This window comes from Lysobacter capsici (assembly GCF_018732085.1).
In the GTDB taxonomy this organism is placed as follows: Bacteria; Pseudomonadota; Gammaproteobacteria; order Xanthomonadales; family Xanthomonadaceae; genus Lysobacter; species Lysobacter capsici_A.
The window spans coordinates 1,607,147-1,623,358 of the sequence record NZ_CP076103.1 but is presented as its reverse complement, the minus strand read 5'-3'; the positions used below and the strand labels follow the sequence as shown (position 1 = coordinate 1,623,358).

The window sequence follows — 16,212 nt, the reverse complement described above, 5'->3', positions numbered from 1 at the left end:
AGGGTTTGGATGCGATCGAGGAAGCGGTCGATGTCATTCGATCACCTCCTCGGCCGGCAGCGCGCGCAGGTTGTAGGTATTGGCCATCGCCATGCCGTAGGCGCCGGTGTCGGCGACGAGGATGACGTCGCCCTCCTCGGTCGCGATCGGCATCGGCCGGCCGCGGCCGAGCACGTCGCTGCTCTCGCACACCGGGCCGACCACGTCGAACGCGGCGACCGCGCCATCGTCGAAGCGGCTCAGGTTGTGGATGCCGTGATACGCCTCGTACATCGCCGGACGCATCAGCGCGTTCATGCCGGCGTCGCAACCGATCCGGCGCACGCCGTCCTTTTCGATCACTTGCGTAACCGCGAGCAGCAGCACGCCGCTTTCGGCCACGAGGTAACGACCGGGTTCGATGATCAGCCCGTAGCGCGGATACGCGGCCTTGATTTCATCCAGGCCCGCGCGCCATTGCGCCAGATCGAACAGCGGCGCTTCCGGCGTATAGGCGATCGGCAGGCCGCCGCCGATGTCGATGGTCTCGATCGTGCCGACGCTGTCGGCCAGCCCGGCCAGGCTGGCGTACACACCGCGCCAGTGCTGCGGATCGTCGATGCCGCTGCCCAGGTGCGCGTGCAGGCCGCTGATGCGGATGTCGAGCTTGCGCGCTTGCTCGACGAACGCATCGAAACGCGACAGCGGCAGGCCGAACTTGGCCGCGACGCCGCCGGTGCGGACTTTCTCGTGATGGCCTTCGCCGTGGCCCAGGTCCAGGCGCAGCCACAGGGTGCGGCCGCGGAACAACTCGGGCCAGCGCTGCAGCGCTTCGATGTTGTCGAGGGTGACGATCACGCCGCGCTTGAACGCGGCTTCGTATTCGCGCCGCGGCGCGAAGCTCGGGGTGAACAGCACCCGCTCGGGCGCCATGTGCGGGATCGCGGCGAATACCCGCTCGATCTCGGCCAGCGACACGCATTCCAGGCCGAAACCTTCGCCGACGATGGTCTTGAGTACGGCCGGATGCGAATTGGCCTTCATCGCGTAGAAACAGCGATCGACCGCGTCGGTGCCGATCAGCGAGCGAGCGCGTTCGCGCACAGTGGCCAGGTCGTAGACGTAGCGCGGGGTGCCGGCATCGGCCATCGCCAGCAAGCGTTCGCGCCGCCCCTGCCACCACGCCGGCGCGCGCTGCGGCTTGCCGTGCGCGATCTCGCGCCAGCTCGGGCCGAACACGCTGTCGTCGCGCACCGGCATGGCGCCGCCGCGGATCAGTTCGTGATGCAGATGCGGCAACAGGCCGTCGGCATCGGCCTCGTCGATCACGAAGGTCAGGTTGAGGTCGTTGGACGATTGCGAAATCAGATGCACGCGCTCGCGCCCGAACGCGGCCCAGATGTCGGACAACCGATGCAGCAGCGAACGCATGCCGCGGCCGACCAGGGTGATCGCCGCGCACGGCGCGATCACCTTGACCCGGCACACCTCGGCCAGGTCGGCCGACAGCGCTTCGAGCACATTGCTGTTGACCAGGTTCTCGCTCGGGTCCAACGAGACCGTCACGTTGGTTTCCGACGAACCGATCAAGTCGATGGAGAGTCCATGGCGCTTGAACCGCTCGAACACGTCGGCCAAAAAGCCGACCTGCTGCCACATGCCGATGCTTTCCATCGACACCAGCACGATGCCGTTGCGGCGGCTGATCGCCTTGACCCCGGGCACGGTCGCCGCGCTGGCGTCGATGCGGGTGCCGGGCAGATCGAAACGCTCGGTGTCGAGGATCGCCATCGGCACGCCGGCGTCGCGGCACGGCGCGATCGAACGCGGGTGCAGGACCTTGGCGCCGGTGGTGGCGATTTCCTGGGCCTCGGCGTAATCCAATCGCGCCAGCAGCCGCGCGTCGGGCACTTCGCGCGGATTGGCACTGAACATGCCGGGCACGTCGGTCCAGATTTCCACTCGCTGCGCTTTCAGCAGCGCGCCGAAATACGCGGCCGAGGTGTCGGAGCCGCCGCGGCCGAGAATCGCGGTGCCGCCGTCGCCGTGACGGGCGATGAAGCCCTGGGTGATCAGCATCGCGGTCGGCTGCGCGTCGAAGCGCTCGGCGAAACCCGGTTCGGCCTGGTGTCGGCAGTTCACCGACAGGCGCTGCGCCCACTCGCTCGCGTTCGGCAACGACACCGCGTCGAGCCAGTCGCGCGCATCGCACCACCCGAAGTCGAGCCCCTGCGAGCGCAGGTAGGCCGCGCCCAAGGTGGACGACAGCAGTTCGCCCTGCCCCAGCACCTCGGCCTGCCAGTCCAATGCGCGGCTCGGCGCGCGCGGATCGGTTTCCAGCGCAACCAGTTTCGCCAGGCGTTCGCCGAGCACCGCATCGGGATTCAAATCGAGTTCGGCACAGAACGTGCGGTGACGCTCGACCAGCCCGGCGAAACGCGCGGCGATGCCGTCGTCCTGCCCGGGCGCGGCATACGCGATCGCCTGCAGCTCGTTGGTCACGCCCGACAACGCCGAGACCACCACCAGCACGCGCCGGCCGTCGTCTTTCAGGCGTTTGGAGGCCAGGCGTCCGATCGTGTCCCAACGGTTGCGGCGGGATACCGAAGTACCACCGAACTTGAGCACCACCCAGCCTGTCGCTTGCGCCACCACGTCTTCCTCGGTTGTCGTTACGGGTTTCAAGCCCCGGCGACGGCCGGGACAGGTCGATCGGCCCGCCACGCCGCATCGATGCGGGGCCGCGGGGTTGCACACTTGCCGGTCCTGCGCGCCTAGAATCGCGTGCCTGCCATCGCGCGCGGTTGGAGTCCGGGCATGAGGCGACGATTCTAGTCGAAGCGGCCGGTTTCCGAACGAAGGGGCCGGGCCGGTGGTTTCGGCGGTTCGCTTCGGCGGGTTGCCCGGTCGCTCGTTTTCATCCGTTCTATGTGACGTTTCTCACTGCTCCCCAATCGTTCCTGTCCATGGCTCGCCCGGCTGATCGTTTCCTCCGCTCTATCTGACGTTTCTCACTGCTCCCCTGCTCTTTCCTCACTCATGGTCCCGCCCTTGTACCGCCACCTGCACGGGCCTCTTGGAAGCCCACCCGAATGACGCAACGCCGCTATCTGCAACTGGACGTGTTCGCCGACCGGCCCGGCGCCGGCAATCCGCTGGCCGTGGTCCTCGACGCGGACGGCCTGGACGACGCCGCCATGCAGGCCATCGCCCGCTGGACTCGCCTGCCCGAAACCACCTTCGTGTTTCCGCCGAGTCAGGCCGGCGCCAGTTACCGCATCCGCATGTTCAGCCCGCGCCGCGAGGTGCCGTTCGCCGGCCATCCCAGCGTCGGCACCGCCTGCGTGGTGCTCGAGGCCGGGCTGGCGACGCCGGTCGACGGCGTGCTGGTGCAGGAAGGCGTCGCCGGGTTGCTGCCGCTGTCGGTGACCGGCGAAGGCGAGTCGCGCACGATCGCGGTGCGCACGCCGCGCGCGCGGGTGGTCGAGACCGCGAGCGCCGGCGATCCGCGCCTGGCCGACACTTTGCGCAATCTGTCCCTGGGCGCGCTGCCGCCGGCGCTGATGGACGGCGGCCGCCGCTGGTGGCTGGCCGAACTGCGCGACGAAGCCGCGCTGCGCGCCGCCAGCCCGGACTGGGCCGCGATCGGCGCGCTGGCCGAAAGCACCGAGAGCATGGGCCTGTGCGCGTTCGCGCGCGCCGACGCCGGGCAGGACTACGACTTGGTCGTGCGCGCCTTCGTCGGCGCCCCGGCGCAGTTCGAGGACGCCGCCTCCGGCGCCGCCAACGCCACCCTGGCCGCATGGCTCAACCACAACGGCGCCCTGCCCGGCCGCGACGGACGCTACACCGTCAGCCAGGGCCGCGAAGTCGGCTTCGACGCGCGGCTGGAGTTGCGCGTGGATGGCGATGGGGAGGTGTGGTCGGGGGGGCGGGTCAGCAATGTGGTGCGTGGGTCGATCGATTGGCGTTGACCCTCACCCCAACCCCTCTCCCGCAAGCGGGAGAGGGGCTTTAATGCAGTTCTTCTCCCGCTTGCGGGAGAGGGGCTAGTGCAGTTCTTCTCCCGCTTGCGGGAGAAGGTGGCCCGAAGGGCCGGATGAGGGCGCGGGCAAGCAGCAATCATTCACGCCAGATCCGCGAGCAGGTGTAACCACTTTCAAACCACCGCCCCGCGGGCTTGTTCGCGCGCCACCGCCCGCCGCCCCAGCATCACCACCGCGAACGCCGGCAGGTACATCAGCAAGCCGTACATCGCCGCCGGCACCGCGACCTGCGGCGAGTTCAACAAGGTCAACGCGATCACGATCGCCAAGGTGCTGTTCTGCACGCCGACCTCCATCCCGACCGTGATCGAATCGCGCAAGCCCAACCCGCTCACCCGCGCCAGCGCGAAGCCGCCGCCGATCGCCGCGCTGCACATCAGCAACGCCGCCGGGCCGAGTTCGGGGAAGGTGCGCAGCAGCAGGTCGTGCTGGGTGACGCTAATCGCGACGATCAGCAACAACAGCAGCAACAAGGCGAAGCGGCTGACCCACGGCTCGATGCGCTGGGCCAGCGCCGGCGCGAAACGCCGAAGGCCCATGCCGAGCAACACCGGCACCAGCACCAGCGCGGCCAGGTGCATCACGGTCTGACCGATCGGCAGGCGGATCTGGCGGGTTTCGCCGCCGAACCAGTCCAGCGCCAGATTGACCAGCAACGGCACGCTGATGAACGTGACCAGCGCGCTGATCACCGTCAAGGTCACCGCCAGCGCGACGTTGCCGCGGGCGAGAAACGTCAGCGCATTGGAGCTGCTGCCGCTCGGACATGCCGCGACCAGCACGAAGCCCACCGCGAACTCCAGCGAATTGGGAAACAGCCACGCCACCGCGAAGCCGAGCAGCGGCAGCACCAGGTAATGCCCGATCAGCCCGACCACGACCGGTTTGGGATGCTGGCCGATGCGGCGGAAATCCGCGCCGCTCAGGGTCAGGCCGATGCCGCACATGATGATGGCGATGGCGATCGGCAGACCGATCTTGAGCAACACGCTGTCCTGCACGAAGGATCTCCCGACTACCGGCTGCATGGGCCGGCGCGATCCCGGCGGCTGGAACGTTACGGCGCACAGCGGTCGCGGCGCGAAGCTGCCGCAGCGCAAAGCCGACTCAGCGATCGTAGCCCGGATTGTGCCGCTGCAATCGCCGCAACAGCGACGGCCACGCCAACGCGCCGCCGAGTCCGCGCGTGACCTGCGCGGCCTGGGCCTGGATGCCGGCGAGAATCGGCGCGGGGATGCGCAGCAAATCGCCGCCGCCGGCCATCGCCCGCACCTGGATCGCGCACGCGGCTTCGAAGATGTACATCGCCAGGAACGCATCGGCGACGCTCGCGCCGACCGTCAGCAGGCCATGGTTGCGCAGCATCAGGAAGGTATTGCGTCCCAGATCGCGCACCAGCCGCGGTTTTTCCTCGTCGTTGAGCGCCACGCCTTCGTAGTCGTGATAGCCCAGCGCGGCCAGCACGAACAGCGACTGTTGCGAGATCGGCAGCACCCCGTCGCGCTGCGCCGACACCGCGATGCCGTTGAGCGAATGGGTGTGCATCACGCACAAGGCGTCGTCGCGCGCGGCATGCACCGCGCTGTGGATCACGAAGCCGGCCGGGTTGACCGGGATCGGCCGCTCGCTGCGCGCTTCGCCCACCGGCAGGCCGTCGAGGCCGATCTTGACCAGCGAGGAGGCGGTGATTTCGTCGAAGCCCATGCCGTAGCGATTGATCAGGAAATGGTGGTCGGGGCCGGGGATGCGCGCGGTCAGATGGGTGAACACCAGATCGTCCCAGCCGAACAGCGCGACCAGCCGGTAGGCCGCGGCCAGATCGACCCGCAACGCCCACTCGGCCTCGGCCGTGGCTGTCTGCGTATCGCCATCGTGACTGCTCATAGACATGGTCGCTCCCCGCCGTGGTCCAACGGGCACAATAGCCCCGCGCCCCGGCGCCGACCGTCGGCTTGCCGACAGTCGAACCCTTCGCAGCCGCCGAACCCTCCGCACAGGCCCGCCATGCAGGATCGCCACGCGCCCGCTCGCCACGCCGACATGACCGACCCCGCGCTGAGCGCCGATCCGTGGCTGCGCGACCTGTCGCCGGAACTGGTCGCGCACCTGCAGGCGATGTCGCTGCGCCGGCGCCTGCGCGACGGCGAACGGCTGTACGCGCGCGGCGATGCCGCCGAAGGGCTGTACGGCGTGGTCCGCGGCCGCATCCGCCTGAGCGTGCCTACCCCGAACGGGCGCGAGGTGCTGTTCGTGTTGTTCGAACCGGGCAGTTGGTTCGGCGAGGTGTCGATGTTCGACGGCGAACCGCGCCCGCAGGACGCGCGCGCGATCGGCGACAGCGAAATCCTGCTGCTGCCGCGCCTGCGTTTTCTCGCCCTGCTCGACGAACACCCCGAGCTGTATCGCGGCTTCACCCGCCTGCTGTGCCGCAAGCTGCGCACGGTGCTCGATTACGTCGAGGACGCGCTGACCCTGCCGTTGGCGGCGCGGCTGGGCAAGCGCCTGCTGCAACTGGCGCAGGTCTACGGCGTCGACGAGGCCGACGGCCGCTTGATCGACCTGGCGCTGCCGCAGGACGATCTGGCGAGCATGCTCGGCGCGACCCGGCAAAGCGTGAGCAAGGAACTCAAGGCCTGGGAACAGCAGGGCTGGATCGGCCTGCGTTATCGCCATGTGGTGTTGCGCGACGAAGCGGCGCTGGCGCGGATGGTGGCGCGTGCTTCGGGGTTGCCGGAGCCCTGAGCCGGCGGGCCATTGGATTCGTCGCGCGCAAACGAGGCAGAAACATCGCGATTTCAAGCATCGCGATCTCGAGCCGCCACAACGACCTCACGATCACGACGCAAGCGCTGTGGCGCGGTCGCGGCTCGCGCCGCTTCTACAAACAGAAACGAAGCTGCGACCGCTCCCTGTAGGAGCGGCGCGAGCCGCGACCGCGACATCACGACCGCGTCGCAAGCAAGGACGCCAGTGATCGCAACAACGACTCCAACCGGATCAACCACTCCAGCGCGCAACAAGGGAGGCCGGAACCTCGTGCTCCCAAGCCTCCGCCACGACCGCGCCGTCACGACGCAAGCGCCGTGACGCGATCGCGGCTCGCGCCGCTTCTACAGCGAGAAACGAAGCTGCGACCGCTCCCTGCAGGAGCGGCGCGAGCCGCGACCGCGACATCACAACCACGCCGCAAGGAACAACGCCGGCGACCGCGACAACGACTCCAACCGGATCAACCACTCCAACGCGCAACAAGGGGACGCCGGAACCTCGTGCTCCCAAGCCTCCGCCACGACCTCGCCGTCACGACGCAAGCGCCGTGACGCGATCGCGGCTCACACCGCTCCTACAAGGGAAAACGAAGCTGTCGAACCGATCAGTCCGGCCGCACGTCCACGCGCACGCGGATGCGGTCGCCGGGGTGGTGATCGGTGCGGGTGCGATAGGTCTTGCCGGCGTATTCGTACGTCACGTCGTAACCGCTGACCGAACGCTCGCCGTTGTTGCCGGTCGGGTAATAGTTGCCATTGTCCTGGACCGGATCGCAGACCCGCACCATGCCGCTGCGCGGCGGCTGCTGGCTGCGCTTGTTCTGTTCGTAGATGCTCTTGCCGGCCATGCCGCCGACCATCGAGCCGATCGCCGAGGTCGCGTAGCGCGCGCTGCCGCCGCCGACCTTGCTGCCGAGCACCGCGCCGACAATGCCGCCGACCACGGTCGCGGCCATGCGGCCGCCTTCGGTGCCGGTGCTGCGGCGCTCGCCGCCGTTGGGGTCGTAGTAGGAATCGCCGTTGCGGTTGTCGTCGCCGTAGTAGCTGTCGCCCTGCACGTAGGCCGGACGCTCGTAGCAGCGCGGGCCGGTGCTGGCCGGCTGGGTCCGGTATTCGTCGAACACCGGATCGACCCGGATCACCCGCGCGAAATCGATCTGCGAGCTGTAGCCGGCGTTGCCGGTGTTCTGCGGATACGTGCTCTGCGGGTAGTTGTTCTGCGGGTAGCCGTACGACGACTGCGCCGAAGCGATGCCGGTGGCGGCGGTCAGCGCCAGGCCCAGGACGGTGACGAGCGAGCGATTCATCGTGGACTCCAGACGCCGGGATGGCGCGATGCGGATCGTCGGGCCGCGGCGGTCAACCCGGGCTGAATGCGGCCGGCCCGGGCCCGCACGGGCGCGCGGCGTTTACCTCGCCGACAGCCAGTCGGCGGCGGCCGCGGCGGTGCGGGCGGCGTCGCGGCCGAGCAACGGACCGACGTGGCTGCTGTGCGGGTACCGCCACAAGGTCGCACCGAGCGCGTGAGCAAACTGTGCGGTGGTTCGCGCGGCGACATCCTGGTCGCGCTCGGACGCGATGCACAGCACCGGGCCGGCCGGCGCGGGCGCCTCGACGCCGGCATACGCCTGGCGCAGGACCCGGCCGGATTCGTCGCGCCAGCGGCGCAGCGCATACAAGGCCGCGGCCTCGTCGGCGTCGGGCATGGCGCGCCGGGTCGAGGCCAGGCGCGCGTCGCGGCGCCACGGCACGAGTTCGGGCCACTCGCGGGGCGGCAGTTGCGCCGCCCACGGGGCCGGCGGCAAGGGGTTGATCAGGATCAACGCGTCGGCGCGATCCGCGCATCGCATCGCCAGCAGGCCGCCGAGGCTGGCGCCGATCAGCGCGCACGGGCGTGGCAAGCGGGCCAGCGCGGCCAGGACCTGATCGCGGTAGTCGTCCAACGAGGTCGCGGCCAGGCCGCCGGCCGCGGCTTGCAGGTCCGGCGCAAGGGTGGTGAAGCCGCGCGCGTGCAGGACCTCGCGCCACAGGTTCCATTCCCAGCCGCCGGCGCCGGCGCCGTGGATCAGCAGGGCGTGGCGGATGGCGCGGGTGCCGGGGGTCTTGGCGGGAGGATCGAGCACGGGCGGAGTTTCGTCGTGGATGACGGGAGTTTCGGCGTAGATGAAATGTCGCGGTCGCGGCTTGCGCCGCTCCTACAGGTAGGCCATGTAGGAGCGGCGCGAGCCGCGACCGCGTGGTTTAACGGTCGAACGTATCCTTCACGAAGGCCGAATCGCCCCCGAACCCATCAGGCCAGCTTGGCCTCCAGGCTGATCGGCACCGCGCTGAGCGCCTTCGACACCGGGCAATTGGCCTTGGCGTCCTCGGCGATCGCCTGGAACTTGGCCGCATCGATCCCCGGCACCTCGGCGGTCACCTTGAGCCGGATCTGCGACAGCGTCGGGCCGCCTTCCATCGACAGGTCGACCTCGGCGCGGGTGTCGAGCCTGGCCGGCGGATGCCCGGCTTCGCTGAGCTTGGCCGACAAGGCCATGGTGAAACAGCCGGCGTGGGCCGCGGCGATCAGTTCTTCGGGATTGGTGCCCTTCTCGTCGCCGAAGCGGCTGTTGAAACCGTAACGGGTGTTGTCGAGCAGACCGCTCTGCGGCGTGCTCAGCTTGCCCTGCCCGCTCTTGAGATCGCCTTCCCAATGTGCGGTGGCGTGACGCGAGATACCCATGGTGCGACTCCGGTGCGATGAGGGGAGCCATAGACTAACGGCGCGGATGTTATGCGGCCGGGAATGGGTGGGGCCGGGAATCGGGAATCGGGAATCGGGAATCGGGAATCGGCAAAAGCATGCGGGCTTTCGCGTCGGCACGCCGCGTCGTTTTACGATTCCCTATTCCCCATTCCCCATTCCCCATTCCCGGCCCCATCCCCTGCCGCAACGCAACACGCGCAACCGCCAAGCAGTGCGCGCTTCGCGCGACCGGGCTTGACCCACCCTGCCGCCTGCGGGAGTCTGTGATTCCCGGCGACCCGCCGGCCCGCCATGACCGCCCGCCGAGCGCCACGCTCGGGCGCGCAGCGCGGACAGCCATGACGGCCTTCCCACCCTTTGCCCGCGGGCAATCAACAGGGAGAAGTCCGCTCATGTCCTACAGCACAGAATCGATTCGCAACGTGGCCCTCGCAGGCCACCCCGGCGCCGGCAAAACCACGCTCTTCGAAGCCCTGCTGCAGGCCGGCGGCGCAGTCCAGACGGCAGGCACCATCGAACGCGGTAGCACGGTGTCGGATTTCGACCCGATCGAGAAGCAGCGCGGCCACTCGATCGACGCGGCGATCGCCAGCACCGACCACGCCGGCATCCACGTCAACCTGATCGACACCCCCGGCTATCCCGATTTCCGCGGCCCCACCCTGTCGGCGCTGGCCGCGGTGGAAACCGTGGCGGTGGTGGTCGATGCCGACAGCGGCGTCGCCTACGGCACCCGCCGGATGATGGAACACGCCAAGGCGCGCGGCCTGTGCCGGGCGATCGTGGTCAACAAGATCGATCACGAAGGCGCCGACCCGGCGCGCGTGCTCGACGCCATCCGCGAAAGCTTCGGCCCCGAGTGCCTGCCGTTGAACCTGCCGGCCGAGCGCGGCCAGGCGGTGATCGACTGCTTCGGCGCGAACCAGGGCGACAGCGATCTCGGCCCCGTCGCCGACTGGCATCAGAAGATCATCGACCAGGTGGTCGAGATCAACGAGACGGTGATGGAGCATTACCTCGACCTCGGCGAAGGCGGGCTGTCCGGCGAGGAACTGCACAACGCCTTCGAACAATGCCTGCGCGAAGGCCATCTGGTGCCGGTGCTGTTCTGTTCGGCGCGCAGCGGCGTGGGGGTCAAGGAGTTGCTCGATGTCGCCGAACACTTGTTCCCGCATCCGGGCGAGGCCAACGCGCCGCCGTTCCTCAAGGGCGTCGGCGAGCAGGCCAAGCCGATCCTGGCCGTGCCCAACGCCAAGGCGCACGTGATCGCCGACGTGTTCAAGATCGTCAACGATCCCTTCGTCGGCAAGCTCGGCGTGTTCCGGGTCTATCAGGGCACCGTGCGCAAGGACACCCAGTTGTTCGTCGACGACGGCAAGAAGCCGTTCAAGGTCGGGCATCTGTTCAAGCTCAAGGGCAAGGACCACGTCGAGATCGAACAGGCGATTCCCGGCGACATAGCCGCGGTGGCCAAGGTCGAGGAGCTGCATTTCGACGCGGTGCTGCACGACAGCCACGACGAAGACCACATCCACCTGGCGCCGTTGAATTTCCCGCGGCCGATGTTCGGCCTGGCGGTCGAGGCGGCGAGCAAGGGCCAGGAACAGAAACTCGCCACCGCGCTGCACAAGCTGGCCGAGGAAGATCCCTGCTTCCATGTCGAGCACGAAACCGAAACCAACGAAACCGTGATCCGCGGCCTGTCGGACCTGCACCTGCGCATCAACATCGACCGGCTCAAGGACAAGTACAGCGTGGAGGTCAAGGTGCGGCCGCCGCGCATCGCCTACCGCGAAACCGTCGCCGGCAAGGCCGAAGGCCATCATCGCCACAAGAAACAGACCGGCGGCGCGGGCCAGTTCGGCGAAGTGTTCCTGCGGGTCGAACCCTTGCCGCGCGGCGGCGGTTTCGAATTCGTCGACGAAGTCAAAGGCGGCACCATTCCGGGCCAGTTCCTGCCGGCGGTGGAGAAAGGCGTGCGCCAGGTGCTGCACGACGGCGCGGTCGCCGGGTATCCGCTGCAGGACGTGCGGGTAATCGTGTACGACGGCAAGTACCACAGCGTCGACAGCAAGGAAGTGGCCTTCGTCGCCGCCGGCAAGAAGGCCTTTCTCGATGCGATCGGCAAGGCGCGGCCGCAGGTGCTCGAACCGATCGTCGAACTGGAGGTCAACGCGCCCGAGCAGCACATGGGCGACATCAGCGGCGGCTTGGCGAGCAAGCGCGCGCGCATCAGTGGGACCGACAGCATGCGCGGCGGCGAGATCGTGGTGCGCGCGCAGGTGCCGCTGTCGGAACTGGAAGGTTATGCGGCCGAACTCAAGTCGGTCACCGCCGGGCGCGGCCGCTACTCGCTGGATTTCAGTCATTACGAACCGGTGCCGGGGCATGTGCAGCAGAAGCTGGTCGAGGCCTATAAACCGCGGCACGAGGAGGACTGAAGCCCGGTGGCAGGGGCTTGCGCCGTGCTGCCGTGCAGGTCCGATCGCCGCGACGGGCGATCGGACCTGAGGATTCGCCCCACAAAGACTTCGATATCCGCGCAATCTTTTGTGGGAGGGGCTTGAGCCCCGACGCCTTCCGATCCGACGCGGCGAACTGAGCGCAGAGCGTCGGGGTTGAAACCCCTCCCACAACCGACCTCTCGGCGGCCCATGGCTCCGGCGAGCTCCGAGCGAGAACCCAATGGCCCACTCGCATCCCGATAACCGCTCATTACGCTGCCACCAGATCTTTTGTGGGAGGGGCTTCAGCCCCGACGCCCTCCGATCCGAAGCGGCGAACTGAGCGCAGAGCGTCGGGGTTGAAACCCCTCCCACAACAGACCTCTCGGCGGCCCATGCGTCTTGCGAACCTCGAGCGAGAACCCAATGGCTCACTCGCATCGCAATAACCACTCACCCCGCCGCAGCCAGATCTTTTGTCGGAGGGGCTTGAGCCCCGACGCTCTGCGCTCAGCTCGCCACGCTACCCCCACGCGAATCCCACCGCGACATTTCCCCCGCCATCACACTCCAGCACGAACAATCGCGATGGCGAGGCTCACACCCGGCCGCCTGTCTCGTTACCATCGAAAGACATCGACCCGAAGGACACCGCGATGCCGCACAACGCCCCCGGCCACAGCCCGACCCGTCCGAACCTGCGCGATCCACGCCGCGCGCACCGGCGCGCGATCCTCGGCGCCTGCCTGACGCTCTGGCTCGTCGTACTGCCTGGCACCGTCTGGGGAAAAACCGCTGCGAAGGGCTCGGCCGTCGAGAACCGCTGCGGTTGGTTCGCCAACCCCAGCCCCGGCAATGCATGGCTGACCGATCGCGACGGCGAATGGACCGTAGCGATACAGGGCGGCCATCAGGCCGACGGCGACTGGCCGCCGCCCAGGGCCGAGAAGGAATGGGTGCCGGCCGGCGGCGAAGGCGACCCGCGCGGCTACGGTTACGGCTGCGCCTGCATGAAAGTCAAAACCGACCGTGCACAGATGCTGATCACCCGGATCGTGTCCTCGCAGGGCAAACCCCTGAGCCAATGCCGCCGCGATCGCAAGCTCGTCGAACCGCGCGATTGATCCGCGTCCGGACCTGTCACCCTCTCCGATCGATCCCCCGACCACCGAACCGATGACCGCCGACACCAAGCCCTCCCTGGAGACCGACCCCGAACTGTCCGAGATCGTGTCCGATGCCCTGGACGTGGTGTCCAATCCGACCGACCTGATCATTACCGTGCTGGTGTTGCTCGGCGCGCTGGCGATCGCGGTGCTCATCACGCGCAAGATCAAGGCCAGACTGGGTCATCAACGGCCCATCGTGCTGATCCTGGTCGAGTACCTGTGCATGCCGCTGATCATGCTGCTGAGCCTGGGCGCGATCAGCCTGATCGGCGGCAGCTTCGACAATCCGCTGATCGGCCTGGCCGGGACCTTGCTGTTCTTGTTCGTGATCATCCGCGTAGTCGGCGCGGTGGTGGAACTGCTGTTCCGCCCGACCATGCTGCTGCGGATCATGCTGCGGCTGGCCACGGTGGTGTCGTGGCTGGCCGTGGTGTTCGCCGTGTTCAAGGACCGCAGCGCGCTGATCGCCAAACTCTACTCGGCCAAGCTCAGCTTCGGCGGCATCAACCTGTCCAGCGAGGGCGTGATCCGGGGCCTGGTGGTCGGCGTGGTGATCGCGATCATCGCGCTGTGGGGCGACAAGGCGGTCACCAACCTGCTGCGCCGCAGCCGCACCTTGCAGCCCAATTTCGTGCTGGCGCTGTCGCGGATCTTCAGCGTGGCGGTGTGGATCACCGCGACCGCGGTGATCTTCTCGATCAGCGGCATCAACCTCACCGCGCTGGCCGCGTTCAGCGGCGCGCTCGGCATCGGCCTGGGCCTGGGCCTGCAACGGCTGGCGGCGAGCTACATCAGCGGCCTGATCGTGCTGTTCGAACAATCGGTGCGGGTCGGCGACAACATCGCGACCAACAACATCGTCGGCCGGGTCACCCGCATGACCGTGCGCTACACCATGATCCGCACCCGCGACGGCGTCGAGGCCATCGTCCCCAACGACAGCCTGACCAGCAACGTGATCGTCAACCAGTCCTGGTCCGACCGTAACCTACGCCTGGTCTGCGGGGTGCTGGTCAAGGGCGACGCCGATCTCGACCTGGCGCGCAAACTGTTCGTCGAGGCGATGACCGCGCAATCGCGCGTGCTGCAACAACCGCCGCCGCATATGTACATCACCGGCGTCAACGACAAGGGCATCCAGCTCGACGGCCACTTCTGGATCAACGACCCGGAAAACGGCCAGCACAACGTCATCTCCGACACTTACGACGCGGTGCTGGCGGCGTTTCGCAAGAACGCGGTGCAGTTGGTCGCGCAGTGACGGCGCGGGCGTGGCCCGCTTTTGCTTTGTCCGTCGCGACCGGGCGGCAACGGCGGTCTCCACGCCTGACGCGATGAATCGACGACGCACGGCCTGAGACACGCGAATGGTGCAATAGCGTTCGCCGGCCCAAGCCGGCAGGCGCGGTCATCGCTTGAGCATGCGATGCCGCCCACGCGATGTTCTGCAGCTCGAAAGCCCCCAAACGCAATCAATACCGACTATGGAACGTGCAAGCCCATGAAAAAACGCCCCCTGTCCGCGCTGCTGCTGTCGGCAAGCCTCGCGTTCCAATCCTCCCACGCGGCCGAATTCGTCGACGGCACCTTCGCGTTCATGACCGCCGAGATGTGCTACACGACGCCGGCGGGCAGCGGCTGCTACCGCAACGATCCCGTGCAGGCGCGCAAAGCCGTCAACGCCCTGGCGGATCTGGGCGTTACCAAGTTCCTGCTGCCGCCCACCGACACCCTCGCCGCCGCCCGCCTGATCGCCGCGCCGATCAAGGAGCGCGGCCTGAGCTTCTACACCTACGAAGGTTTCGACTGGTACAGCACCCGCGGCCCGGATGGCGCCGCGGATTGCGCGAGCTACACCCAAAAGCGCATCGACCCGCTGATCGCGCCGCTGCGCGCCGAATTCGGCGATACCTACGCTGGCCTGCATTTCGCCGACGAACCCGCGCTGGACGATATCGCCCGTCTCCAGCAGCAGACCAACTGCGTCAAGAGCGATCCGCGCCTGGTCGGCATGAAGATCTTCGTCAACCTGCTTCCGCTGCACGCCAACGACGCGTCGTTCAACGGCACCGGGCATGCCGGCGCGCTCGCGCCTCACGAGTACGGCGTGGACTGCGCCACGGGCACCATCTCCCAGCCCGCGTTGACCACGGCGATGGTCAACCGCTATTCCAACTACGCCCGCGATGCGGTCGACAAGATCCGGCCGGACTACCTCGCGTTCAACCTGTACCCGTTCGTGCCGTCGCTGCAGAACTGCGCGACCGCGCGCGATCTGCTGATGTCGGAAAACATGTCGATCGTCTCCAACATGGCGCGCAGCCGCGGCCGCACCTCGGTGGCGTACATGCAGAACGTGCGGACCGCCGATCCGGCCAACCATCCCGATCCGTTCGATTACGCAAACTTCAACAGCCTGCGCTGGTCGGCGAGCTGGTTCTATGTGTTCGGCGGCGATGGCCTGGCCAATTTCGCCAGCCACACTCATCGCTACAAGGGCGGGTTCAATAACCTGGGCGGTTGGCAAACCAGCATGCTGGACTGGAACAACGACCCCACCGCCATCGCCGGCGACGCGCTGAACCTGCACAGCTACAGCCGTCAGTTCCAGCGCGAACTCAGCGCCTACGCCTACCGCGGTTTCGTCGACAACGCACTGGGCGTAGGCAGCGGCGATCTGGTCGGTTGGATTTCCTCCAACCAGGTGCTGGCCGGCGAATACGGCAAATCCACCGACACCCGCGCCCTGGTGGTATTCGCCCGCCGCTTCCCGACTGTCTCCGGCACGGCGACGATCGGACTCAACCGCTGGTGGACGCAGATCGAGAAGCTCAACCTCGACACCGGCCTGTGGACGACCGTGGGCACCAGCACCAACCGTATCGATGTCTCGCTGAGCACCGATCCGGGCGCGCTGTATCGCCTGACCCTGTAAGCGGCGGCCGCATCGGGGCGATCGTGTATCGCCCCGATGTCGCCCCTGTTCGGCGGCACCGGGCTTTCCCGGTCCGTCCGGCGAGAACTCCGCGCCGGGCCCGTGTTGGCCGCCGTCCCGCCGCG

The 16,212-nt window shown here is 67.9% G+C and carries 12 protein-coding genes; 6 read left to right on the top strand and 6 right to left on the bottom strand.

Annotated features, from left to right (window positions below; all coding sequences use genetic code 11):
- Window positions 1–33 precede the first annotated feature (33 nt).
- Window positions 34–2,631 carry a bifunctional aspartate kinase/diaminopimelate decarboxylase gene (locus tag KME82_RS06635; protein ID WP_252255644.1) on the bottom strand — a complete coding sequence of 866 codons (2,598 nt, stop codon included), beginning with the start codon at window positions 2,629–2,631 and terminating at the stop codon, window positions 34–36.
- A 440-nt stretch (window positions 2,632–3,071) separates the two neighbouring features.
- On the opposite strand from KME82_RS06635, the gene KME82_RS06630 reads away from it, so the two are divergent.
- Entirely contained in the window at window positions 3,072–3,953 is an 882-nt protein-coding gene (locus KME82_RS06630) for a PhzF family phenazine biosynthesis protein (RefSeq protein ID WP_215497818.1), read from the top strand.
- Window positions 3,954–4,138: 185 nt separating this feature from the next.
- Here KME82_RS06630 and KME82_RS06625 read toward each other — a convergent pair whose 3' ends face one another.
- Together KME82_RS06625 and KME82_RS06620 are read right to left on the bottom strand one after the other, a co-directional pair.
- Entirely contained in the window at window positions 4,139–5,053 is a 915-nt protein-coding gene (locus tag KME82_RS06625; protein WP_215497817.1) for a bile acid:sodium symporter family protein, read from the bottom strand.
- A 79-nt stretch (window positions 5,054–5,132) separates the two neighbouring features.
- A complete protein-coding gene (locus tag KME82_RS06620; protein ID WP_215497816.1) occupies window positions 5,133–5,909 on the bottom strand; it encodes a class II aldolase/adducin family protein in 777 nt (258 codons plus the stop codon).
- 156 nt (window positions 5,910–6,065) lie between these two features.
- On the opposite strand from KME82_RS06620, the gene KME82_RS06615 reads away from it, so the two are divergent.
- Window positions 6,066–6,767, top strand: coding sequence for a Crp/Fnr family transcriptional regulator (locus KME82_RS06615; RefSeq protein ID WP_215497815.1), 702 nt, complete (start codon window positions 6,066–6,068; stop codon window positions 6,765–6,767).
- 631 nt (window positions 6,768–7,398) lie between these two features.
- On the opposite strand, the gene KME82_RS06610 is transcribed toward KME82_RS06615, so the two are convergent.
- From KME82_RS06610 to KME82_RS06600, 3 genes are all read right to left on the bottom strand, one after another.
- On the bottom strand, window positions 7,399–8,100 hold the full coding sequence (locus KME82_RS06610) for a glycine zipper 2TM domain-containing protein (protein WP_215497814.1): 702 nt from the start codon (window positions 8,098–8,100) through the stop codon (window positions 7,399–7,401).
- Between the two features lie 102 nt (window positions 8,101–8,202).
- Window positions 8,203–8,916 (bottom strand): alpha/beta hydrolase, encoded by a 714-nt coding sequence (locus tag KME82_RS06605; protein ID WP_215497813.1) that lies wholly within the window; start codon window positions 8,914–8,916, stop codon window positions 8,203–8,205.
- Between the two features lie 167 nt (window positions 8,917–9,083).
- Window positions 9,084–9,515 (bottom strand): OsmC family protein, encoded by a 432-nt coding sequence (locus tag KME82_RS06600; RefSeq protein WP_215497812.1) that lies wholly within the window; start codon window positions 9,513–9,515, stop codon window positions 9,084–9,086.
- A 416-nt stretch (window positions 9,516–9,931) separates the two neighbouring features.
- On the opposite strand from KME82_RS06600, the gene fusA reads away from it, so the two are divergent.
- From fusA to KME82_RS06580, 4 genes are all read left to right on the top strand, one after another.
- Window positions 9,932–11,980, top strand: a complete 2,049-nt coding sequence (gene fusA / locus KME82_RS06595) for an elongation factor G (RefSeq protein WP_215497811.1) — start codon at window positions 9,932–9,934, stop codon at window positions 11,978–11,980.
- Between the two features lie 659 nt (window positions 11,981–12,639).
- Complete coding sequence (locus KME82_RS06590) at window positions 12,640–13,107, top strand: DUF4087 domain-containing protein (protein ID WP_215497810.1); 468 nt, start codon at window positions 12,640–12,642, stop codon at window positions 13,105–13,107.
- A gap of 52 nt (window positions 13,108–13,159) precedes the next feature.
- Window positions 13,160–14,413 carry a mechanosensitive ion channel family protein gene (locus KME82_RS06585; RefSeq protein ID WP_215497809.1) on the top strand — a complete coding sequence of 418 codons (1,254 nt, stop codon included), beginning with the start codon at window positions 13,160–13,162 and terminating at the stop codon, window positions 14,411–14,413.
- 240 nt (window positions 14,414–14,653) lie between these two features.
- Entirely contained in the window at window positions 14,654–16,087 is a 1,434-nt protein-coding gene (locus KME82_RS06580; RefSeq protein WP_215497808.1) for a hypothetical protein, read from the top strand.
- The last annotated feature ends 125 nt before the right edge of the window (window positions 16,088–16,212 follow it).